The following is a 17,747-nucleotide window of genomic DNA, read 5'->3' as shown; positions in this document are numbered from 1 at the left end:
TTACATGCCGAGTAGTTCTGGAGAAAACCGGAGAATGAAGGCAATAGGAAAGGTGATTGAACCGATTATAAGCATGTTTCGACCATGTTTTCTGTCACTTTCTGAATAGGTACTTACCTTCTCTCCATTAGGCAACACCTTGGTAGCTTTCCACATATACCAACCTATAAAAACGCCTAAAAGGCCACCAAAGACTGAGGTAAAGTACCCTGTGTAAATCCATATCTTCTGGCTCTGTTCAGGTTTGCTGAGGTCGTCAATCCGCTGTCTCCGCAGACTGTTGATGAGTTCAAGGTTAATGGTCTCTCCTCGATCTTTTAGAATTTTTTGGGTTAGTAAATAATCGAACTCTCCCCATTCATCTGGTTTTAGCAGAATATCGTAGAGTTCGTGGTTAGTAAAATCGAACAGGTAATGATCCTTCGGGATGCTTTCCAAATTGTCTTGAACAGAAGCCGTAATTAAGGAAGCTACCTTTTCGAAGTCTTTGCTTTGCAAATGAATCTCATATTTTGGGAACACCTCCCCTCCACCAAAATTTGTATCAAGCGAGCTTTTGAATTTTATCAGCTCATACTCAATATTATAGACACCGAGTAGTTCAGTCAGAGACTCGGCTTGCTCTTTTGTAAGGCTTTTCCGAAAGGGCAGAAATTCGCTCATACTGGTGTAGGATAAATTGGAGGTGTGTCTTTGCGTATCCTCAACTCTTGGGTGTTGCAGTGTATGTCTTCAAACCCATCCAATTAAACCCCAAACGGCTCTTCAATACTAATACTTTGCGGCGTGAACAGCTGGCCTCCGTCTTCGGTCACATAGAAGCAGTCTTCCAGGCGCACACCAATCTCTCCGTAGATGTAGATGCCGGGCTCGTCGCTAAAGCACATGCCGGGTTGCAGTTTCAATTCGTTGCCTTTCACAAGGTAAGGCCATTCGTGTCCATCCATGCCAATGCCGTGGCCCAGGCGGTGGAAGAAGTTTTTGTAGCCTGGCCCGAAGCCGGCATCCTCAATTACTTTGCGGCCTACATCGTCGATGGAACCACAAGTAGCACCAGGCTTCACAGCTGCCATGGCGGCTGTTTGTGATTCTTTTACTTTGTTCCAGATGTCAGTTTGCCGCTGTGTGGGCTTGCCGAAGATCGTGGTTCGGGTAATGTCCGATGAGTAGTCGTGCAGATTGCAGCCCCCGTCCATTAATACGATGTCGCCTTCTTTCATGCTTTGAGCCGTTTGGCTGCCATGGGGGTAGGCCGCCCACTCTCCAAACATCACGCTGGCACCGCCGGACACTCCCAGCTTTTTGAATGCCGCAGAGATGTTTCCGCTGAACTCGTATTGTGACATGCCATCTTTCATGACAGCAATCGCAGCTCTATAGGCTTCAATAGTGATTTCATTGGCTCTTTTCATCAACGCCAACTCAGTCGGAGATTTAATCATGCGGCAGCCAGCTGCTACCGGAAAGGCATCTACAAACTGAATCTGCGGCAGCTCTTTTCTTAATCCGTCGAAAAGGAAAAACCGCACAGATTCTTCAACACCAATTTTGCCAGTACTAATGCCATTGTCTTTTAGAATGCTGCCTACAAGTTTGTAAGGGCTTTCGTGCTCCTGCCATACCCTCAGGTCGTTGCCAAACAGAATTCTTTCTTTCAGTCTCTCCTCTTCAAACGCTGGACACACATAGGCCAGTTCTCCCTTGGCAGGGATAATGGCGGCCATCATCCGTTCGCTACGTCCCCACTTAATGCCTGTGAAGTACACCATCGTAGAGCCTGACTCCAGGTATAGAGCGTCGATTTTATTCTCCACCATCAGCCGCTGCGCTTTTTCTATTCGCTGCTTCCTTTCTTCATTGCTGATCGGCTTCATGTCGTCCACCATCGACTTCAGGTAGTCAAACGGCCCTGCTTCTGATGCTGTTTCTTTGGGCTTGTCTTCAGTTGCGCAGGCAGTGAGGCCAACGGCGGCTACGGCACCAGTTGCTTTAATGGATTGGTCGAAGAATTTACGTCTATTCATGGATGGTTGGGTTAGATGAAGCGTTAAGATACTTCGAAATAGAATCTGGAAGGAAAAAATTTATACAGAGGGCTGAAGAAGTGGTTTGCCGTCTTCTTATAGGTAGATCGAAGAACGTGAAAGGGTTGTTTTCAGTACAATGCAACAGTAAGCTACTCTGTCGTGCGAAAAAGGAATGTCTTAATAGAGAATCGAAGGGTTCGCACGAGCGCTTTTTGCCATTGTCAAGCACAACAGATTGACCTATGGGTTAACATCTGAGAAGTGGATTTACTATGTGCTTCTGGCAGCCATCGTTTTAACATCTTTCTCCGTCGGAAAAAAATCAGTAACGTACACTTTCGTCTCATTTTCCTGGATGTAATAGATAATCTTGATGTCTGTTCTTTTTGTTCGATTGAAAAGAAGGAATCGATATTCGTGTTTCAGGCCAGCCAGCCACATTTCTTTAGCTCCACGATGTGGATAATAGGCTAAACTCTGGGCCATTCTCTCTAGTTCATCTGCTAATTGCTCTGCTCGTTCCAGTGAGTAGTGTTCGTATAAGTATTCCAGAACTTCGTAAAAATGAGACTGTGATGTGAGCGTAAATTCTACTTGGTACTCAGACGTTTCTCTTTTTTCCACTGCTGAAAGTCTGTATTAAATTGTTCGGCACTAATCGTTTTTCCTTCGGCGATTTCTTTCTCAGATTGCTCTGCCCTTCTGTTCATCTCGAGCTTCTGTAAATTCTCCGATTGGCTTCTGTTTTTTTTCTCTGCCTGAACCATGCTGTGTACTAAAGCCAAAAACCTTTCGTCTGCACGATCTACATACTCGTGGATTTCCTTGCGTACTGTCGAAGATTTCATTCTAAATGACATTTAAATCAAACTACAAAGTAACGATTTTTAGTTATTGTTCTGCCCATTAAGGCATGGTTTAACTTAAGTAAAGTAAATTGAATCAGTACTTCTTTGATGCAGTCAAGCCTTGGGCTCAAAAAGCCCTGGGCCGGGGGGCTGCGGCGAGATAAGCCTTTGTGTGCTCGCTACTGGCCGACGCTGCGGCCCTGGCTAGAAGGACAAAAACTCACATGTTAACTGCCATTGTGGAGTTTGCTTGGTCAGATAGGTAGGTAAGAAAAAAACATACTAAGGGCTGAAGAAATGGTTTGCGGTGGCTCGGCCGACGAGCCATTAAAAATGAACGTCACCTCGATTCACGTAGAAGGAATGGTTCTCCCAAACATAGACTGAGTCCAGTTTGGGAGATCGTCACTTCGCTTGCGCTGCGGATCGGGGTGACGTTTTTAACTACATCTCCCGAATCCAGATATTCCTGAAGCTCACCGGATTGCCATGATCCTGCAGCATGATCGGGCCTTTGCCATGGGCTTTGTAGGTTGGCGACCCGATATAGGCCGTGTTTCCCCAGATGCGGGTATGGTTTTGAGTGACCACGCCGTTGTGCAGCACCGTTACAGTTGCTTCGTGCACTACTTCCCCCTTGTCGTTGAAAACAGGAGCAGTGTAGATGATATCATAGGTTTGCCATTCGCCTGGCGCCTTTGTGGCGTTTACGAGCGGAGGCGATTGCTTGTAAATACTGCTCGCCTGACCATTTGAATAGGTGCGGCTTTCGTAGCTATCGAGCACCTGCACTTCGTAAATGCCCTGCATGAACACACCGCTATTGCCCCGGCCCTGGCCTTCGCCTTTTATTTCGGAGGGAGCACGCCACTCAATGTGAAGCTGATAGTTGTCAAATTTCTGTTTAGTTTGGATTACTCCTTTGCCGGCCGCTACGGTCACAGCGCCGTCGGCTACCGTCCACTCTGCCGGGCCGCCTTTTCCAGATTCCCATTTATCGAGGCTTTTCCCATCAAAAAGGACGATGGCATCTGACGGCGGGGCACCGTACTCTTTGCCGGGAGTTATTTTCTTCACGGCTGGCTCCCAAACTTCTGTTGTTTTTGGGTCTTCACCCTCTTTCACCTGTGCGCAAGCCCCAAAGGCTACCAGAAAGGCTAAAGCGCTGACTAATATGTTTTTCATAGTTAAAATATTTTTTGTGTTGATCAAAAATTGCGCTGCGTGGCGTCTTGCAAAATTCAGTGGTGCCGCCAACTAGTGCTATGGGCACCATTTCAACCTTCCGCCTCCGGTCTTCTGTGCTTTTTACAACTCTCTTATCCAAATGTTTCTGAAACTGATCGGCTTGCTTGGGTCGCCATGGGCCTGAAGTTTGATAGGCGAAGCACCATGCTTTTTGTAAGAAGGCTGTCCGATGTAAACAGTACCACCTTTTAGCTCAAAATTATTTTGAACTAACACACCGTTGTGAAAAGCAGTCACTCTTGCAGGGCTTTTCAGTGAACCGTCACTATTAAAGCGGGGAGCCGTCCATACCACGTCATAAACCTGCCACTCCCCGGGCTTCTTACACGCATTGGCAAGTGGCACGCCCTGTTTGTAAATACTGGCAGTTTGGCCATTTACGTAAGTCGCATTATTGTAGCAGTCAAGAATTTGGATTTCGTAGCCATCGTCGCCAGGGCCGGTGCTGGCCAGGAAAAGACCACTATTGCCTCTGGCTTGTCCGGTTTCGGTGATGCCCACTGGCTGATACCATTCCAGGTGCAATTGGTAATCCATAAAGCTTCTCTTGGTCTGGATATTGCCCTGGCTTTTGTCCACAGTGATTACACCACCTAAGCTCGCCCAGCCAGCGGGCTTCGAAGGGTCATTGGTGCTTACCCATTCGCTCAAGTCGCTCCCGTTATAAAGAACTATGGCATCAGACGGAGCATCGGATGGAGCATCGCCAGGAGTGACCACCGGTGGCACTGGCTCATAAAATTCTGTGAGCTTTGGATCACCTTTTTGTTGGGCGTAAGCCGACATGGCAACGAAGGCAGCAAGGGCGCTGAAAAGTATCTTTTTCATGTGTCTATCTTTTAAAATCGATGTTTAAGTAGTTTTTTGGGAATATAAGGAATTCTGAAATAAACCGTTAGCTGAAAGTGATGAAGGTGGGCGTCGAATACCTTGCTAAACAGGTTTTCAAAGGGTTAGCTAAAGTCATTTTTAGCGATAACTTTTGTGGAATTACTGTGCGGGATAAACGATAATAATATTGGTTGATGAAAACTGCGTGGTGATCATCTCTGGCAGCGAATCAAATTCTTTCTCGTAAGAGATTGAGCCTTCTCTGGCGCCTATCAAAACGACCATGTCCTGTGGAGTAATTAGCTGAAAAAAAGACTGCGTATCAAGGCGACCTTCGGGGACACTCCAGTTTATCGAAACCTTGGTTTTGTTTTTTTGCAACAGTGACTCAATGGAGGCTTTGCAGGCGTGGCTGCCTGAGATAAGCAAACTCGCTTCGGTATGCTTCGCCATACGAATGATTTTTAGCATGATATCTTCAAACCCTTTCTCAAGCTCAGCATTTTCCGGTATAAAGAGCTTTAGCCGTTTAAAAACATTGAGCGGCGCCACCAATCGGCAGACGAAGAGCGTCTGACCGGTTTGTTTCAGCAGGCGGTCAAGCGTGGTTCCAAATATTTTGTCCGCTGTTCTTTGCTTCGAATGCCAGCCGATCACAATGTCGGTGATGCCAAGCTCCCTGGAGGCCCTGCTGATGGCACTTGATGCGTTGACGTCGATTCTGGTGACCAAATTCACCAGGCTGTTGCTGGCCATTGCGTGTTTCGCTGCCCTGTCAAGTATTTTTCGGCTGTTTTCCAGATTAGTGTGGGCCTCGTCATTATCATGCACAACTGCAAAGGGCACTACCGGCTCTATCGAAGTCGGAGTTTTGACCATCAAGGCGAAATCTATCAGGTATTCAATGGTAGCGGGATTTGAAATTGGTACTAGTATTCGCTCCGTCAAGGGCGCTGTGGATGTAGCGCTGGGTAAATTTTTGATGGCAATTTTTTTTCCTGCTCGGGCAGTAACCAATGATGCCAAAAGGCAGGTGATAAAAATGAGGAGTATGGTTGCGTCCAATACATTTTCACCAATGATACCAAGGCGAAACCCAACTAAAATCACAGCAATAGTAGCTGCGGCGTGGGAGCTGCTTAGCCCAAAAACCAGGTTTCGTTGGTCTTTTTGCAGGTCGAGTATTTTTTGTGTAAACAAAGAGGCTATCCACTTGCCGAGTAGCGCCACCAATGTCAGCGTGACAGCGATGGTAACAGTCTCCATGCTCGAGGTAATGGCGGGTATATTGATCAGCAGGCCTACGCTGATCAGGAAAAAGGGAATAAAGAGTGCATTTCCCATAAAATCAATCCGGCTCATTAAAGGTGAGCTTTTGGGAATTAGCCGATTGAGGGAAAGGCCAGCCAGAAAGGCGCCTATGATGGGTTCTACGCCAGACAACTCAAAGAGCAAAGCGGCGATAAAAACCAGGGTAAGCACAAAAATATAGTGTGAGACTTTCTCTCCTTCTATTCGATGAAAAAACCACCTGGCCAACGCAGGAAAGCCCATCAAAACGATAAGAGACGACGCAATGAAAAGCCCGCCGAACTTTACCCAGGCCATGACGTCTGATTCACCACTGGCAGTGGCGGAGATTACCGCCAGCAGAACGAGCACCATAACGTCGGTGATGATGGTGCCTCCGATGGCAATGATCACCGCTTCATTTTTAGTGATGCCCAATTTCTGAACGATCGGGTAGGAGATCAGCGTGTGGGTGGAGAACATACTAGCGATGAGCAAAGAGCCAAGAAAATTGTATTCCAGGAGGTAGTAGCAAACCGGGAAGCCAATGGCCAACGGAATGGTGAACGTGAGCAGACCAAATGTGAGGCTCTTCATCCTGCTTTGTCTGAATTGGTTCATGTCCATCTCCAGCCCAGCCACGAACATTAAATAGAGAAGGCCGACTGTGCCAAAAAGCCGAAAGGCCGCATTGTTCTCAAGCACATTGAGCCCATAAGGGCCAAATATCACTCCGGCAAGTATCATCCCGACGATTCCGGGCATGCGAAGCTTTTCCATGACCATTGGTGCAAGGAGAATAATCAGCAGCACAATGGTAAAGACCAGCACTGGATTGTAGCCTGAGGGCAATAACTCCGCTAAGATCATGGGATCTGGTTAATTACTACTAGTTAGAAGTAATTAACCAGACTTGGAATAGCACGACACCGATTTAATGGCTTTTTAATATGAGCGCTGTTCACTGATAGTTCCTATCAAGCTTGGGGTCGTGATGTTCGGGGCTGGGCTTACTCTTCACTTGTGCACATCCCACATCATTCGGTTCACAATGCCCGCCCAAATATAAGTGCGGTGATAACCTGCCCAGGGCTCGTCTGGGCTGTAAAACTCCCACAGGTTGTGGTTCTCCTTTAGCTGATAGATCATACTCGCCGAAACCCTATCTACTAATTCCCTTGCTTCAGCGTCATACCCGTAGTTCTGCAATCCACGCTGGATCAGATAGTCCCACTCTACCCACACTGGCCCGTTCCAGTAACCTTTGTCGTTGTAAAAAGGGTCATCTGCCGCAAGGCTCGGCACGCCATAAGGCCGCCAGAACTTTTCTGGATTGGTCAGATGTTCGAGGAGTCGGGCAGCCTGTTCTTTTGAAGCAATGCCAGCCCACATTGGCAAAAAGCCAATAATTTCCATGCGCTTCAGGTCGTCGGTTTTTTCAAAAGTAAAGTCCTTATCCACTTTGTCGGCATTGTAGTAAAAGCCAGTGGTCTCATCCCAGAAAGTAGCATTGATGAGTACGGTTCTTTGTTCGTGGTCAGCTTTCCATCGGGCTGCCTCGTCTGTTTTTCCCAAAGCGGCTGCCATTTGCTCCAGCGACTTCGCTTCCATCACAAGCATGGAGTTGAGGTCAACGGCTTCGAAGTTCGCAGGCCAGCCCACTTCGTCCCATACGGCCACATCGGCATCCCGCACCGACTCCAATATGGCGTGCCCGCCCCACTCGCAAAGCCCATCGCGGTCTTTGTCACGGTTGGAAACATAGAACTCGTAAAACCTTTTGCTCGACTCATACATTTCCGCCAAAAATGCTTTGTCCTGCGTGATTTTATATACTTCCCAGTTGATCCAGGCATACCACGGCGCCGAGGAGGTGAGCTCACCCTCGTGCTCGATGATTTCATCCAGATAGCCACCCGTCCGGTAGTTGATATAACCGTTCTCATACTGCCGTTCTTTAAACACCCTTTGGGAATTCATGGCCAGTTCCGGATCCTGTAGTGCCAGCGCCAGCATGGTCAGGCTTTCGTGAAACACCTGCCCTCCATGGCCCCAGCCCCACACGGGCTCCCGGCTGAAGACGTAGTACGGATAACTGCTTTTTCCCTCCGCCGGATAAAACACCTGCTGCATCATGTTCCAGCCCGACAGGTATAGCAACTGTTGGTCGGCTGAAAGGCCTGGCAACTCCGGCATGCTTTCCAGGTAGGCCAGCCTGCCTCCCATGGCTAGGGTGAAGTCTTTGTTCAGGAGCATTTCGGCCTCTTTCCAGGCCGTTTTTTCCTTCAAAGGCGCCACTGACCTTGCTACCCGAATGCTGGTCGATTCGCCGGGATTTAGTGTAATGCTTTTGCTGTACGCCGCTATTTTGAAGTATTTCAGGCTGTCATCTTTCCAGTCATTGGCCACAATTGCCTGTTTGAGCGAATGGCCAGACAGGGTATTCCGTTCCAGGGTGTGCATCCCAATTTCTCCACCTGTGCCAGCACCCACCGCCACGAAGCAATAGATATCATCGGTAGGCAGCTGCACCATCAGGTTGGTGGTAGATAGCGGCCTGGTAAATTGCGTGTAGTAGCTGTCGTTTTCCTTTTTCCTATAGATGATAACCTGGCTGCCATCCGATGGTTTGGTCCAGCTGAGCGCCGCTCTGTTTTTTTCCGGCATGACCACATCGAATCTTTGAGGCGAAGCCGGTAGTTTGATATTAGTAGGACGCAGACTACTTGAAAACTGGGTACGTGCCGACGGGATGGAGTCGGTTCGCTGCGCAACGATGCCCAATGTTTCGTCGACAGCGGTAAGTGTGTATTGTGAAGCCCCGCCAGCGCCCGGTAGTTGACTGAGCTCCATGCGAAAATAGCCGTCTGAATTCAGTGCGCCCTGCAGGCTCCCAAAGACGGGGCTGCTTTCCGTCAAAAGATGTTTTGTGTCATTGTCAACATACGCCTGGAGTCTCACCTCAGGAAGTTGCGTCATTACCCGTTGGCCACCCTCGTTGTACAGCCTGCCGTTTACTTCTGTCACGGGCTTTTTGCCCGGTAAAACTTTCCAGGGTAAATAGCTGGCTTCCCCTGAAAAAGAGCTGAAAGCACCAAGCTGATCAGGCCCTGCCGACATTTTGAAAAAATTTTGCAGCGAATCGGTAAATGGTACTTTATGACCAACCGTCCAGGTGTCTGGGAATTCCTCGTGGTTAAAGTGTAGTGCTCCGTCCACGACCCTATAGCCATTGAAAAGTCTGCTATTTCCCTGAACAAAAGGGATGTAGTCAAAAGAAATGGTAGAATCGGTATTGTTGGTAAATGTGCTTTCCAGTACAGCAGACGCAGAGCTGTACACTAGAAACTTACTCTTTACTTGAATTCCATTAACAGGCGAAAATGAAAAGTTCACTTCATCAGGAAACGACGAATCGATGACTGGTTTTTGTGCGTAGTCACCCGTTTTATAAATCCAACTGTCCTTTGTTGCGAAAGAAAACCCAATTTCTCCACCTGTGTCTGAAGTAAAAACAGGGGATGTTTCGTCATCATTAAAAACGAACTCATAGCCTTCATCGAGGACAAAGGCGGAGCGATCTCTGGCGGCAGCGTAGGTGGTGTAGATTGGTGAGGAGGCATCTGCATTAATTCCGGGTATGTTTTCGCTGACAGGCTTTGGGGTTTCGCAGCTGTGGAGGAAACAGACAGAAAATATAAGAAATGGAACTAAAGAATCTCTTTTTAGCATTTTGGTGATATCTTTTGTGAAAGATACCAAATTGAAAGAAGCCGCAAACCTTGTTCAATGCCAAAGGTGTCTTTCGAACCATCATTTATCAATATGGATTTATTAAAAGCACTACAGGAGAACCCCAGCCTCCAGGGGGTGTCGGATGACCAGTTGCAGTGGCTGATCGACAATTCTGAACGCAGGGATTTTCGGGAAGGCGAGTTTTTGTTCAAAAAGGGAGAACCTACAGATCATATGATGATTGTCCTTTCTGGAAAGGCAAGGGCTTATTCTACACAAAATAACCAGAAGCGGGAGCTTTTTGAGCTTGAGCCACCAGATATCAGTGGTCTTCTACCATTCTCAAGGCTAAAGACTGCTATTGGTTCGGCAGAGGTGATGCAGCCAACCACTGTGCTTTTTACTTCCAGAGAAAAGTTGAAAGAGCTTGTTTGTACACACTATGATTTGACCGAGAAGCTCGTGCAGCAAATGACCTCCAGGGTACGTGAGTTTACTTCTATGCAGCGGCAAAATGAAAAGATGATGGCCCTTGGTAAGCTTTCTGCGGGCCTCGCCCACGAGCTGAACAACCCTGCCGCAGCAATTGTCAGAAGTTCCGATGAACTCAAAAAGCACCTGGCCTACACCCCGGAAAGGTTCAAACAGGTGATATCGATGAAGCTTGAAGAGGAGCAAGTAGATGCCGTGAATGCTATTCTTTATGAAAAAGCCAAAGCGGGGCGTCAAAACCTGGGCTTGAGAGAGAGAAATAAACAAGAAGAAGACATTCTGGACTGGTTCGACGACAATGACCTGGAAGGGGGAGACGACCTTGCAGAAAACTTTATCGAATATGGAATAGGGCCTAAAGAACTGGATATGGTTCGGGAGTATATTCCGGAAAAAGAGCTTCTGCCTGTGCTGTTCTGGCTCGACAATGTATTGACTACCGAACGCATGGTTGGCGATATCAACGAGGCCTCCACCCGCATTTCCAAACTGGTACAGTCGGTGAAATCGTACTCTCACATGGATAGAGGGCACGACAAAGCGCCAACCAATATCCACATTGGCATCAAGGATACGCTCACGATGCTTGACCACAAAATCAGGAAAGCCAATATTTCGTTGGCCATCGACGTGGCTTCAGGAATTCCTCCCATTAATCTGCTGGCTGGAGAAATGAATCAGGTGTGGACAAATATTATCGACAACGCCATTGATGCGCTGGAGGGAGTGCCTTCGCCGATGCTAACAGTGAAGTCAGTAAAGGATGGAGAATTTGTGAAGGTGCATATCATCGATAACGGCCCTGGTATCCCTGTTGATCTGCTAGGTAAAATTTTCGACCCATTTTTCACGACCAAAGAGGTGGGAAAGGGCTCAGGACTCGGGCTTGAAATAGCCAAAAATATTGTAGAACAACACAATGGCACACTAAAGGCCACCTCCCGTCCGGGTGAAACTATTTTTACCGTATGTATCCCATTGAAAGACAAGTAACCAATGAAGAAGCCAGTTATTTTTTCAGTTGATGACGACCCACAAGTGCTAAAAGCGATACGCAGAGATTTGCGCAACGAGTTTCGTGACGACTACAGGATTATGAATACCGAGTCGGCCAATGAAGGGCTGGAAGTACTGCTGGATATAAAAAAGGCAGGGGAGGAGGTGGCCCTGTTTATTTCCGACCAGCGCATGCCCGAAATGGAGGGTGTAGCTTTTCTTGAAAAGGCCAGGGTAATTTTTCCTGAAGCAAAACGGGTGTTGTTAACCGCCTATTCTGACACCGACGCCGCCATCAAGGCCATCAATGATGTGCAGCTCGACTACTACCTGATGAAGCCCTGGGATCCACCTGAAGAAAAGCTTTTTCCGATCCTCAACGACCTTCTGGACGAGTGGCAAGCGGGCTATATCCCGGATTTTGACGGATTGAGGATCCTTGGTTACCAATTCAGCCCTAAAACCCACTCACTGAAGGATTTTCTTTCCGGCAACCTGTTTCCCTTCCAATGGCTGGATGTGGAAACCAATGAGAAAGCCAAAGAGCTTATTGCCCTGCATGCTTTGGTGGCGCAGGATTTCCCCGCTGTGGTTTTGGACAATGGCACGGTGCTGAAGGGAGTAACAGCCGAAACTTTGGCTGAAAGTATAGGCCTGAATCCCCGGGCTAAGGAAGAGCTGTACGATGTGGTGATCATCGGTGCCGGACCGGCTGGCCTCGCAGCCGGGGTTTACGGAGGCTCGGAGGGCTTGAAAACCCTGCTGGTGGAGAGACGTGCCCCGGGCGGACAGGCGGGTACCAGCTCGAGAATAGAGAACTATCTCGGCTTCCCAAGCGGGCTGAGCGGAGCTGACCTGTCGAGGCGAGCAATCACACAGGCCACCCGGTTTGGGGTGGAATTTTTATCACCCCAGGCAGTGAATAAGGTGGAGGTGAAAGATCCCTACAAAATTATCACGCTGGCCAATGGAAGCGTCATCCATGCGAAGAGCATAGTGATTACTACCGGTGTAGACTACCGTAAGCTGGATACCAAAGGGCTGGAGCAATTCACCGGAGCGGGGGTCTATTACGGAGCTGCCACCACCGAAGCTGCGGCCTGCAAAGACGGCGATGTGTTTGTGGTAGGCGGAGGCAACTCTGCCGGGCAGGGCGCCATGTATCTTTCAAGGTTCGCAAGAAAAGTATTCATTGTTGTTCGGAAGGAAGACCTTACTTCCACCATGTCATCTTACCTCATCGATCAGATCAACGCAACACCAAACATCGAGTTGGTGCCATGCACTGAGGTTACAGAAGCTTTCGGTGAGAATGAGCGGCTTACCCACCTTGAGCTATCCAATATTTCGAATGGCCAGAAAAACAAAGTCGAAGCAAGGGCGATCTTTATTTTCATCGGTGCCAAGCCTTACACAGAATGGTTGGGCGATCTTATCATCAAAAATGACAAGGGATTTATTGCCACAGGTCGTGATTTGGTGCAGTTTCCTGATTTTAAAAAGAAGTGGAAACAATCAAGAGAGCCATTTGCGCTGGAAACTTGCCAACCGGGCATTTTTGCTGCCGGCGATGTGCGGATGAATGCGATGAACAGGGTGGCGTCAGCCGTAGGAGAGGGGGCTATGGCCATCAGCTTTGTGCACAGGTACCTGGAGGAGATCTAGTGTGCGATGAGGAGTGCTACTCTTTTTCGAGCTCGGCAATATGTGACTCCAGCTCATTCAGGTATTTACCGAATGATACCTTGTTCATCCACCGGGCCAGCAGGTGGCTGAGTGGGGTGAGCACGATCCAGCAAGCGATAAGCAGAATAATAGCCGTGCGACTTTCGAAAAACTCATCAAGCGTTGCCTGAGTCGTAAAGCCCAGAAGAAAGCCTGCTGTAAGAGCGACGGGATAGATAAAGAGTGCAATCCGTTCCTCCTGTCGCAGCACTTTACTCACAAATGCATGGTAGTTTTTCAGGTTGGTCAGCAGACCTTCGTCCATGGGAATGCCCGCCTTAATTCGTTTGTTCTGGCTTAAGAATAGGAAGAAGGCAGTGAAATAAACGCCCGCCATAAAAAACTGCAGGCCACTCACCAGAGGCTCTTTTATTTTGATGCCGATGTAAAGGAAAATAAATGTAAATACAACAATAAAGGCCAGTTTGATCGTAAATCCGGTTTGTATTTTCTGGACAGGGCCGTGCGATTTTTTGTGCATGGCTTCCAGAATATCCTTGTCGTCCAGTATCCCCATGGAGAACTGATCCATTTGCATTTTATCCCATGTTTTTTTCAAGTCCATACCCTTAGCCGTTTAATTTTTTGGTCAATTGCTGCTTGATCCTGTGGAGTTTGACCGCCACATGATTCTTAGTCAAACCGGTGATCTCGGCTATTTCCTCATTTTCATAACCATCCAGATGGAGAGAAACGATTGCCCGATCCGTTTCTCCAAGCGATTTGATGGCCATCATGAGCATTTCTGTATCATCATTTTTGTCACCAGGCAATGCGTAGCCTGACGCCTTTTCTAAATCATCAGTAGGTATTCTGCTGTTTTTTCTCCTGAATGTGAGCACTGTATTGAGGCTCACCTTGTACAGCCAGGTAGAAAATTTTGAACGCCCGTCGAACCTCGTAAAGGAATGCCATGCCTGGAGAACGATCTCCTGGTACAGGTCCTTTTGGTCTTCAGTATTATCAATATAAAGTCGTATGACCTTATAGATAATGCCGGCATTCTCTTTTACCAGCGACATATATTGCGCCTGAAGATCCGACTGAAGGTGGGGCATTAGGTTGATTTGGTTTGGGTAATAGGTATTGGCTCTTGAGCTATAATTACAGGGTTCCTTAATTTTTACGCAGAAGGTAAGCTTATTTGCGCTGAGAGAGCATAGAGGACAGAATTGTTTTATAGACTAGGGTAGTTGTTTACAATTACTCCTCCACCATCAGCTCCGTCAAAGGTATTTTGAAGGTTTTGTTGCTGGCAGTTCGTCCGTCGTCCCAGCTTCCTCCGAAGATGTATAAATAATCACCTACTACTGCTGATCCTGGCGAGACGATTGTCATCCAGGTTTCAAACTCTTTGAACGAGCCATCTCTGATGTCTACCCGGCCGATAATGTTGTTTTCTTGGCCTACGTTAGAAAGGAATATGTATGGGTACTTTGCAGCGACGGAGAAATGGCTGGCAGCATAAGGCAAGTATCCCACGGTTTCCCAAAAGTCTCCTTCAAAATCGTAGCGCCATATGTCTGCGTATGTGTGTTCGTTATCAAAACCACCGAAAGTATACAGGCTATTGCCAACGACGGCTCCGTAGGTGACTCGTGTGGAAGGCATCGGTGCCAGGTCTTCCCATTCACCGGATGCGGGATTGTAGCTTAGCATGCGATTTGAGAAATGGGTGGATCCGTCTTCCTCGAAGGCTATTCCTCCAAAAACATAGGCTTTCCTATTCCAGTGAACTATCTGGCTTCCCTGAGCCCAGTGGGGGTTGCTTCGCAGGTAGTCGATATGATAGTCTCTAAGGTCAAGGATTTCCAGGGGAAAAGTGTAAAAATCACCTTTCTGAATGTCAGTGAAGCCGGTAGAAACTATAATATTGAAATCTGGCAGGTACACGCTGTTGGTATGCCCTTTTACCAGCGGTTTGTCGTTGAAATGAGCCTTTTCCCACCCTCCTGCAAATGGTGAAAACAAATAGACTTCCCCGACCGATTGCCTTCCTCTGCCTAAAAAAGTGGTTCCCCCAATAGAAAAGATAATTTTTCCATCGGTGGCATAGCCCATCTCAAATATGCCCGTTGGCATGCTCGGGCCTCTCAGAATTTTAACGGAAGATGGTAAGCGAAGGCTTTTGCAACCGCAAGCAAATATGAGAAGAAAGATGAGTAGGCTTTTGGGCAATTGGCTCAACATAGAAAGAATGGGAAATCAATATGCTTATTTAGCTAATTTCGGCGGATTCCCCATGAGAAATACGATTAGTTATCGTCTTCAGACTACAAACGAAGTGTTTTATGCATAAAAACAGCTGAGGAGGGGCATAAACCTGAAAATTCTGAAGTATTTTTTATAGCATCGGATGCAGTATTCCTATCGGCCACTTTATATCCTATTCTCTCAAAAAATTTGCTGGCTGTGGTGGTAAGCAAGTACAGCTCAGTGATTCCGTTCCCGCCTGCATCATTTTCGAGGGCCTTTATTATCTGCCGTCCATAGCCTTTCCCTTTTTCTTTTGCAGACACACAAACTGAGCGCAGCAGTGCCTCGTTCTCAAATACCTCAAGACCTGCCAGTGCCAGTAGGTTATTGTCACTAAAAAGGCCAAATAGCTTCACTTTTTCCGAAATGTCGGAAACAATAAGTGAGGCCTGTTCCAGTAGCGCTGTGGCTACTGCCAGCTCACTTGGTTTAACTAGCCGGAACTGAATGGAGGATTGTGTAGTATTCACAGCAAAGCCATTTTTTACGCACAATGTACCAGCATTTGGCGAATGAATCCAGATTTACCGTCGGTGTTTCGCCTATCTGCGCTTCAATTATTTTCTATTTTTCGCTCGCAGCTCCTCTATAAAGTCCAGCCATCTTACCGGGTCAAGAAAATGATTAGGGGGGATTTGGCCTGTCAGCTGATAGATTTGCCGGTTCCTAAGCTGCTCGTCGTAGTATTTTTCCGACTCATAGGAGTTTCTCATCGTGGCCTCGAGCTCTTTCTGCATCTTATTGGTTTTGTCCTGCTCGGTTGGTGGGAGGGTAACACCAAGGAAGGCGGAATGGAATTGTGATGCAGAGGGCCACGGATACACTTTAAGCTCTTTGAGCACTACAGTCGACTTTTCCATTAACTCCAGCATGGCATAGCGGCTTTCGGTCATGCCTGCGGGAATGACAAGCTCCGAGGTTTTGTAACCTACCATCGAAAACTGCACCGTGTCGGTGGGGTGGACGAGCAAGGTAAAGAGGCCCTGAGAACTGGTGATAGTGCCGTGGAAAGAGCCTTTCACCAGCACTGTCGCAAAAGGAAGCGGCTCCAGGCTTTCTTTATCGAGCAGGCTACCGGTAATTTGCACGGTGGCGGGCTGCTGGGCAAAGCCGCCAGACATAGCGCTGCTTACTAAAAACAGCAAGAGAAATAGTCTTTTCATAGTTAGTGGCTCCAGTTGTACTGGTCTAACTCTGATAACGCAGAAGAGAGCAAATTAATGCACGATTGTACGTCTTCTTTGTGGGCCATTTCAATTACTTGATGCAAATGGCGGGTAGGGATGGAAATAGCACCTGAAATAGCGCCGTTTTTACCCATTCTCTGCACGTAGGCCGTATCGGTGCCGCCTGCGGTAAGAATTTCAGGCTGCCATTTTATTTTATTTTTATCAGCTGTCTTTTTCAGGTAGTCCACCATTCGGTAGTCGCAGATAGCTGATGAATCCATGATTTTGATGGCGGCACCTTTCGAAAGTTCCGTCACCTTTTCATGGGCTTGCGCTCCTGGCACATCGAAGGCAATGGTGGTGTCGAGCGCCAGGCCAAAATCGGGATTGATGGAGTGCGCCGCTATCTGGGCACCTCTGAGGCCAACTTCCTCCTGAACTGTAAACACCCCATAAATGTCGTGAGGAAAATTTTTGATGTTTCGGAGTGTCTCAATCAAAATGAAGACGGAAATTCGGTTGTCAATCGACTTACAGTTGACGCAGTTTCCCATTTCAATCAATTCCCTCTCCCGGGTAACGGAGTCGCCAATGCTGATATATTTTACCACTTCGTCTTTGTCCATTCCCATGTCGATGAAGAAATCGGTGGTCTCCGGGAGCTTCTTTTTTTCTTCAGCGCTCATTACGTGCACCGGCTTGGTGCCCATTACTCCAATCAGGTCTTTCTTGCCGTGAACGATGACTCTTTGGGCAGTCAGTGTCTTTGGATCGAAGCCGCCGAGCGTATGAAAACGAAGGAAGCCGGCATCGTCAATATGCTTCACAATGAAGCCTATTTCGTCCATGTGTGCGGCAACCATTACCTTTTTATTATCCTTGTTATTTTTAGCCTTTTTTACACAGACGATATTGCCGATGTTGTCAACCTCCACCGTGTCCACCAAAGGAGTGACCTCTTTGATAACCAAGTCTCTGATCCTTTTTTCGTATCCTGGAGCACCGGGAGTTTCACATATTTTTTTTAGAAGGGGAATATCTATGCTCATTTCACAAAGAATCTGCGTGTTATTTATCGCACAAATATGCGTGAAAATAGTGAATAATAAAAGTTTTGGGAAGATAGAAAA

Annotated in this window: 16 protein-coding genes; 2 read left to right on the top strand and 14 right to left on the bottom strand. The window is 47.5% G+C overall.

The genetic code is table 11. The features are described from left to right. The 8 genes from ACMVP2_RS07100 to ACMVP2_RS07065 form a co-directional block, all read right to left on the bottom strand. Nucleotides 1–663, bottom strand: a complete 663-nt coding sequence (locus tag ACMVP2_RS07100) for a hypothetical protein (RefSeq protein ID WP_416867193.1) — start codon at nucleotides 661–663, stop codon at nucleotides 1–3. A gap of 83 nt (nucleotides 664–746) precedes the next feature. Further along, on the bottom strand, nucleotides 747–2,024 hold the full coding sequence (locus ACMVP2_RS07095; RefSeq protein WP_339792170.1) for a Xaa-Pro peptidase family protein: 1,278 nt from the start codon (nucleotides 2,022–2,024) through the stop codon (nucleotides 747–749). Between the two features lie 273 nt (nucleotides 2,025–2,297). Then, nucleotides 2,298–2,513 carry a hypothetical protein gene (locus ACMVP2_RS07090; protein WP_416867192.1) on the bottom strand — a complete coding sequence of 72 codons (216 nt, stop codon included), beginning with the start codon at nucleotides 2,511–2,513 and terminating at the stop codon, nucleotides 2,298–2,300. A gap of 104 nt (nucleotides 2,514–2,617) precedes the next feature. Beyond that, nucleotides 2,618–2,875, bottom strand: a complete 258-nt coding sequence (locus ACMVP2_RS07085; protein ID WP_416867191.1) for a hypothetical protein — start codon at nucleotides 2,873–2,875, stop codon at nucleotides 2,618–2,620. Nucleotides 2,876–3,319: 444 nt separating this feature from the next. Beyond that, a complete protein-coding gene (locus ACMVP2_RS07080; protein WP_416867190.1) occupies nucleotides 3,320–4,060 on the bottom strand; it encodes a 3-keto-disaccharide hydrolase in 741 nt (246 codons plus the stop codon). 123 nt (nucleotides 4,061–4,183) lie between these two features. Next, nucleotides 4,184–4,951 (bottom strand): 3-keto-disaccharide hydrolase, encoded by a 768-nt coding sequence (locus ACMVP2_RS07075; protein ID WP_416867189.1) that lies wholly within the window; start codon nucleotides 4,949–4,951, stop codon nucleotides 4,184–4,186. 162 nt (nucleotides 4,952–5,113) lie between these two features. After that, nucleotides 5,114–7,114, bottom strand: a complete 2,001-nt coding sequence (locus ACMVP2_RS07070) for a cation:proton antiporter (RefSeq protein ID WP_416867188.1) — start codon at nucleotides 7,112–7,114, stop codon at nucleotides 5,114–5,116. Nucleotides 7,115–7,261: 147 nt separating this feature from the next. Then, complete coding sequence (locus ACMVP2_RS07065; protein WP_416867187.1) at nucleotides 7,262–9,976, bottom strand: MGH1-like glycoside hydrolase domain-containing protein; 2,715 nt, start codon at nucleotides 9,974–9,976, stop codon at nucleotides 7,262–7,264. Nucleotides 9,977–10,033: 57 nt separating this feature from the next. Between ACMVP2_RS07065 and ACMVP2_RS07060 the strand changes: the two genes are divergently transcribed. Further along, complete coding sequence (locus ACMVP2_RS07060; protein WP_416867186.1) at nucleotides 10,034–11,464, top strand: ATP-binding protein; 1,431 nt, start codon at nucleotides 10,034–10,036, stop codon at nucleotides 11,462–11,464. A gap of 3 nt (nucleotides 11,465–11,467) precedes the next feature. Beyond that, nucleotides 11,468–13,132, top strand: a complete 1,665-nt coding sequence (locus tag ACMVP2_RS07055; protein WP_416867185.1) for an FAD-dependent oxidoreductase — start codon at nucleotides 11,468–11,470, stop codon at nucleotides 13,130–13,132. Nucleotides 13,133–13,148: 16 nt separating this feature from the next. On the opposite strand, the gene ACMVP2_RS07050 is transcribed toward ACMVP2_RS07055, so the two are convergent. The 6 genes from ACMVP2_RS07050 to ACMVP2_RS07025 form a co-directional block, all read right to left on the bottom strand. Further along, the gene (locus ACMVP2_RS07050) at nucleotides 13,149–13,757 is read right to left on the bottom strand and encodes a hypothetical protein (RefSeq protein WP_152000068.1); all 609 of its coding nucleotides are present in this window, start codon (nucleotides 13,755–13,757) and stop codon (nucleotides 13,149–13,151) included. A gap of 4 nt (nucleotides 13,758–13,761) precedes the next feature. After that, entirely contained in the window at nucleotides 13,762–14,250 is a 489-nt protein-coding gene (locus tag ACMVP2_RS07045; protein ID WP_152000067.1) for an RNA polymerase sigma factor, read from the bottom strand. A 145-nt stretch (nucleotides 14,251–14,395) separates the two neighbouring features. Next, entirely contained in the window at nucleotides 14,396–15,274 is an 879-nt protein-coding gene (locus ACMVP2_RS07040; protein ID WP_416867184.1) for a kelch repeat-containing protein, read from the bottom strand. 191 nt (nucleotides 15,275–15,465) lie between these two features. After that, nucleotides 15,466–15,918: an arsenic resistance N-acetyltransferase ArsN2 gene (gene arsN2 / locus ACMVP2_RS07035; RefSeq protein WP_339792865.1), complete on the bottom strand. Its 453-nt coding sequence runs from the start codon at nucleotides 15,916–15,918 to the stop codon at nucleotides 15,466–15,468. A gap of 87 nt (nucleotides 15,919–16,005) precedes the next feature. Continuing rightward, on the bottom strand, nucleotides 16,006–16,611 hold the full coding sequence (locus ACMVP2_RS07030) for a carboxypeptidase-like regulatory domain-containing protein (RefSeq protein WP_416867183.1): 606 nt from the start codon (nucleotides 16,609–16,611) through the stop codon (nucleotides 16,006–16,008). 2 nt (nucleotides 16,612–16,613) lie between these two features. Beyond that, complete coding sequence (locus ACMVP2_RS07025; protein WP_416867182.1) at nucleotides 16,614–17,666, bottom strand: M42 family metallopeptidase; 1,053 nt, start codon at nucleotides 17,664–17,666, stop codon at nucleotides 16,614–16,616. Between the last annotated feature and the right edge of the window lie 81 nt (nucleotides 17,667–17,747).

Source organism: Imperialibacter sp. (assembly GCF_048007035.1).
Lineage (GTDB): Bacteria > Bacteroidota > Bacteroidia > Cytophagales > Cyclobacteriaceae > Imperialibacter.
Note: the sequence above shows the minus strand (reverse complement) of the source record. Positions and strands in the feature narration are given on the sequence as shown.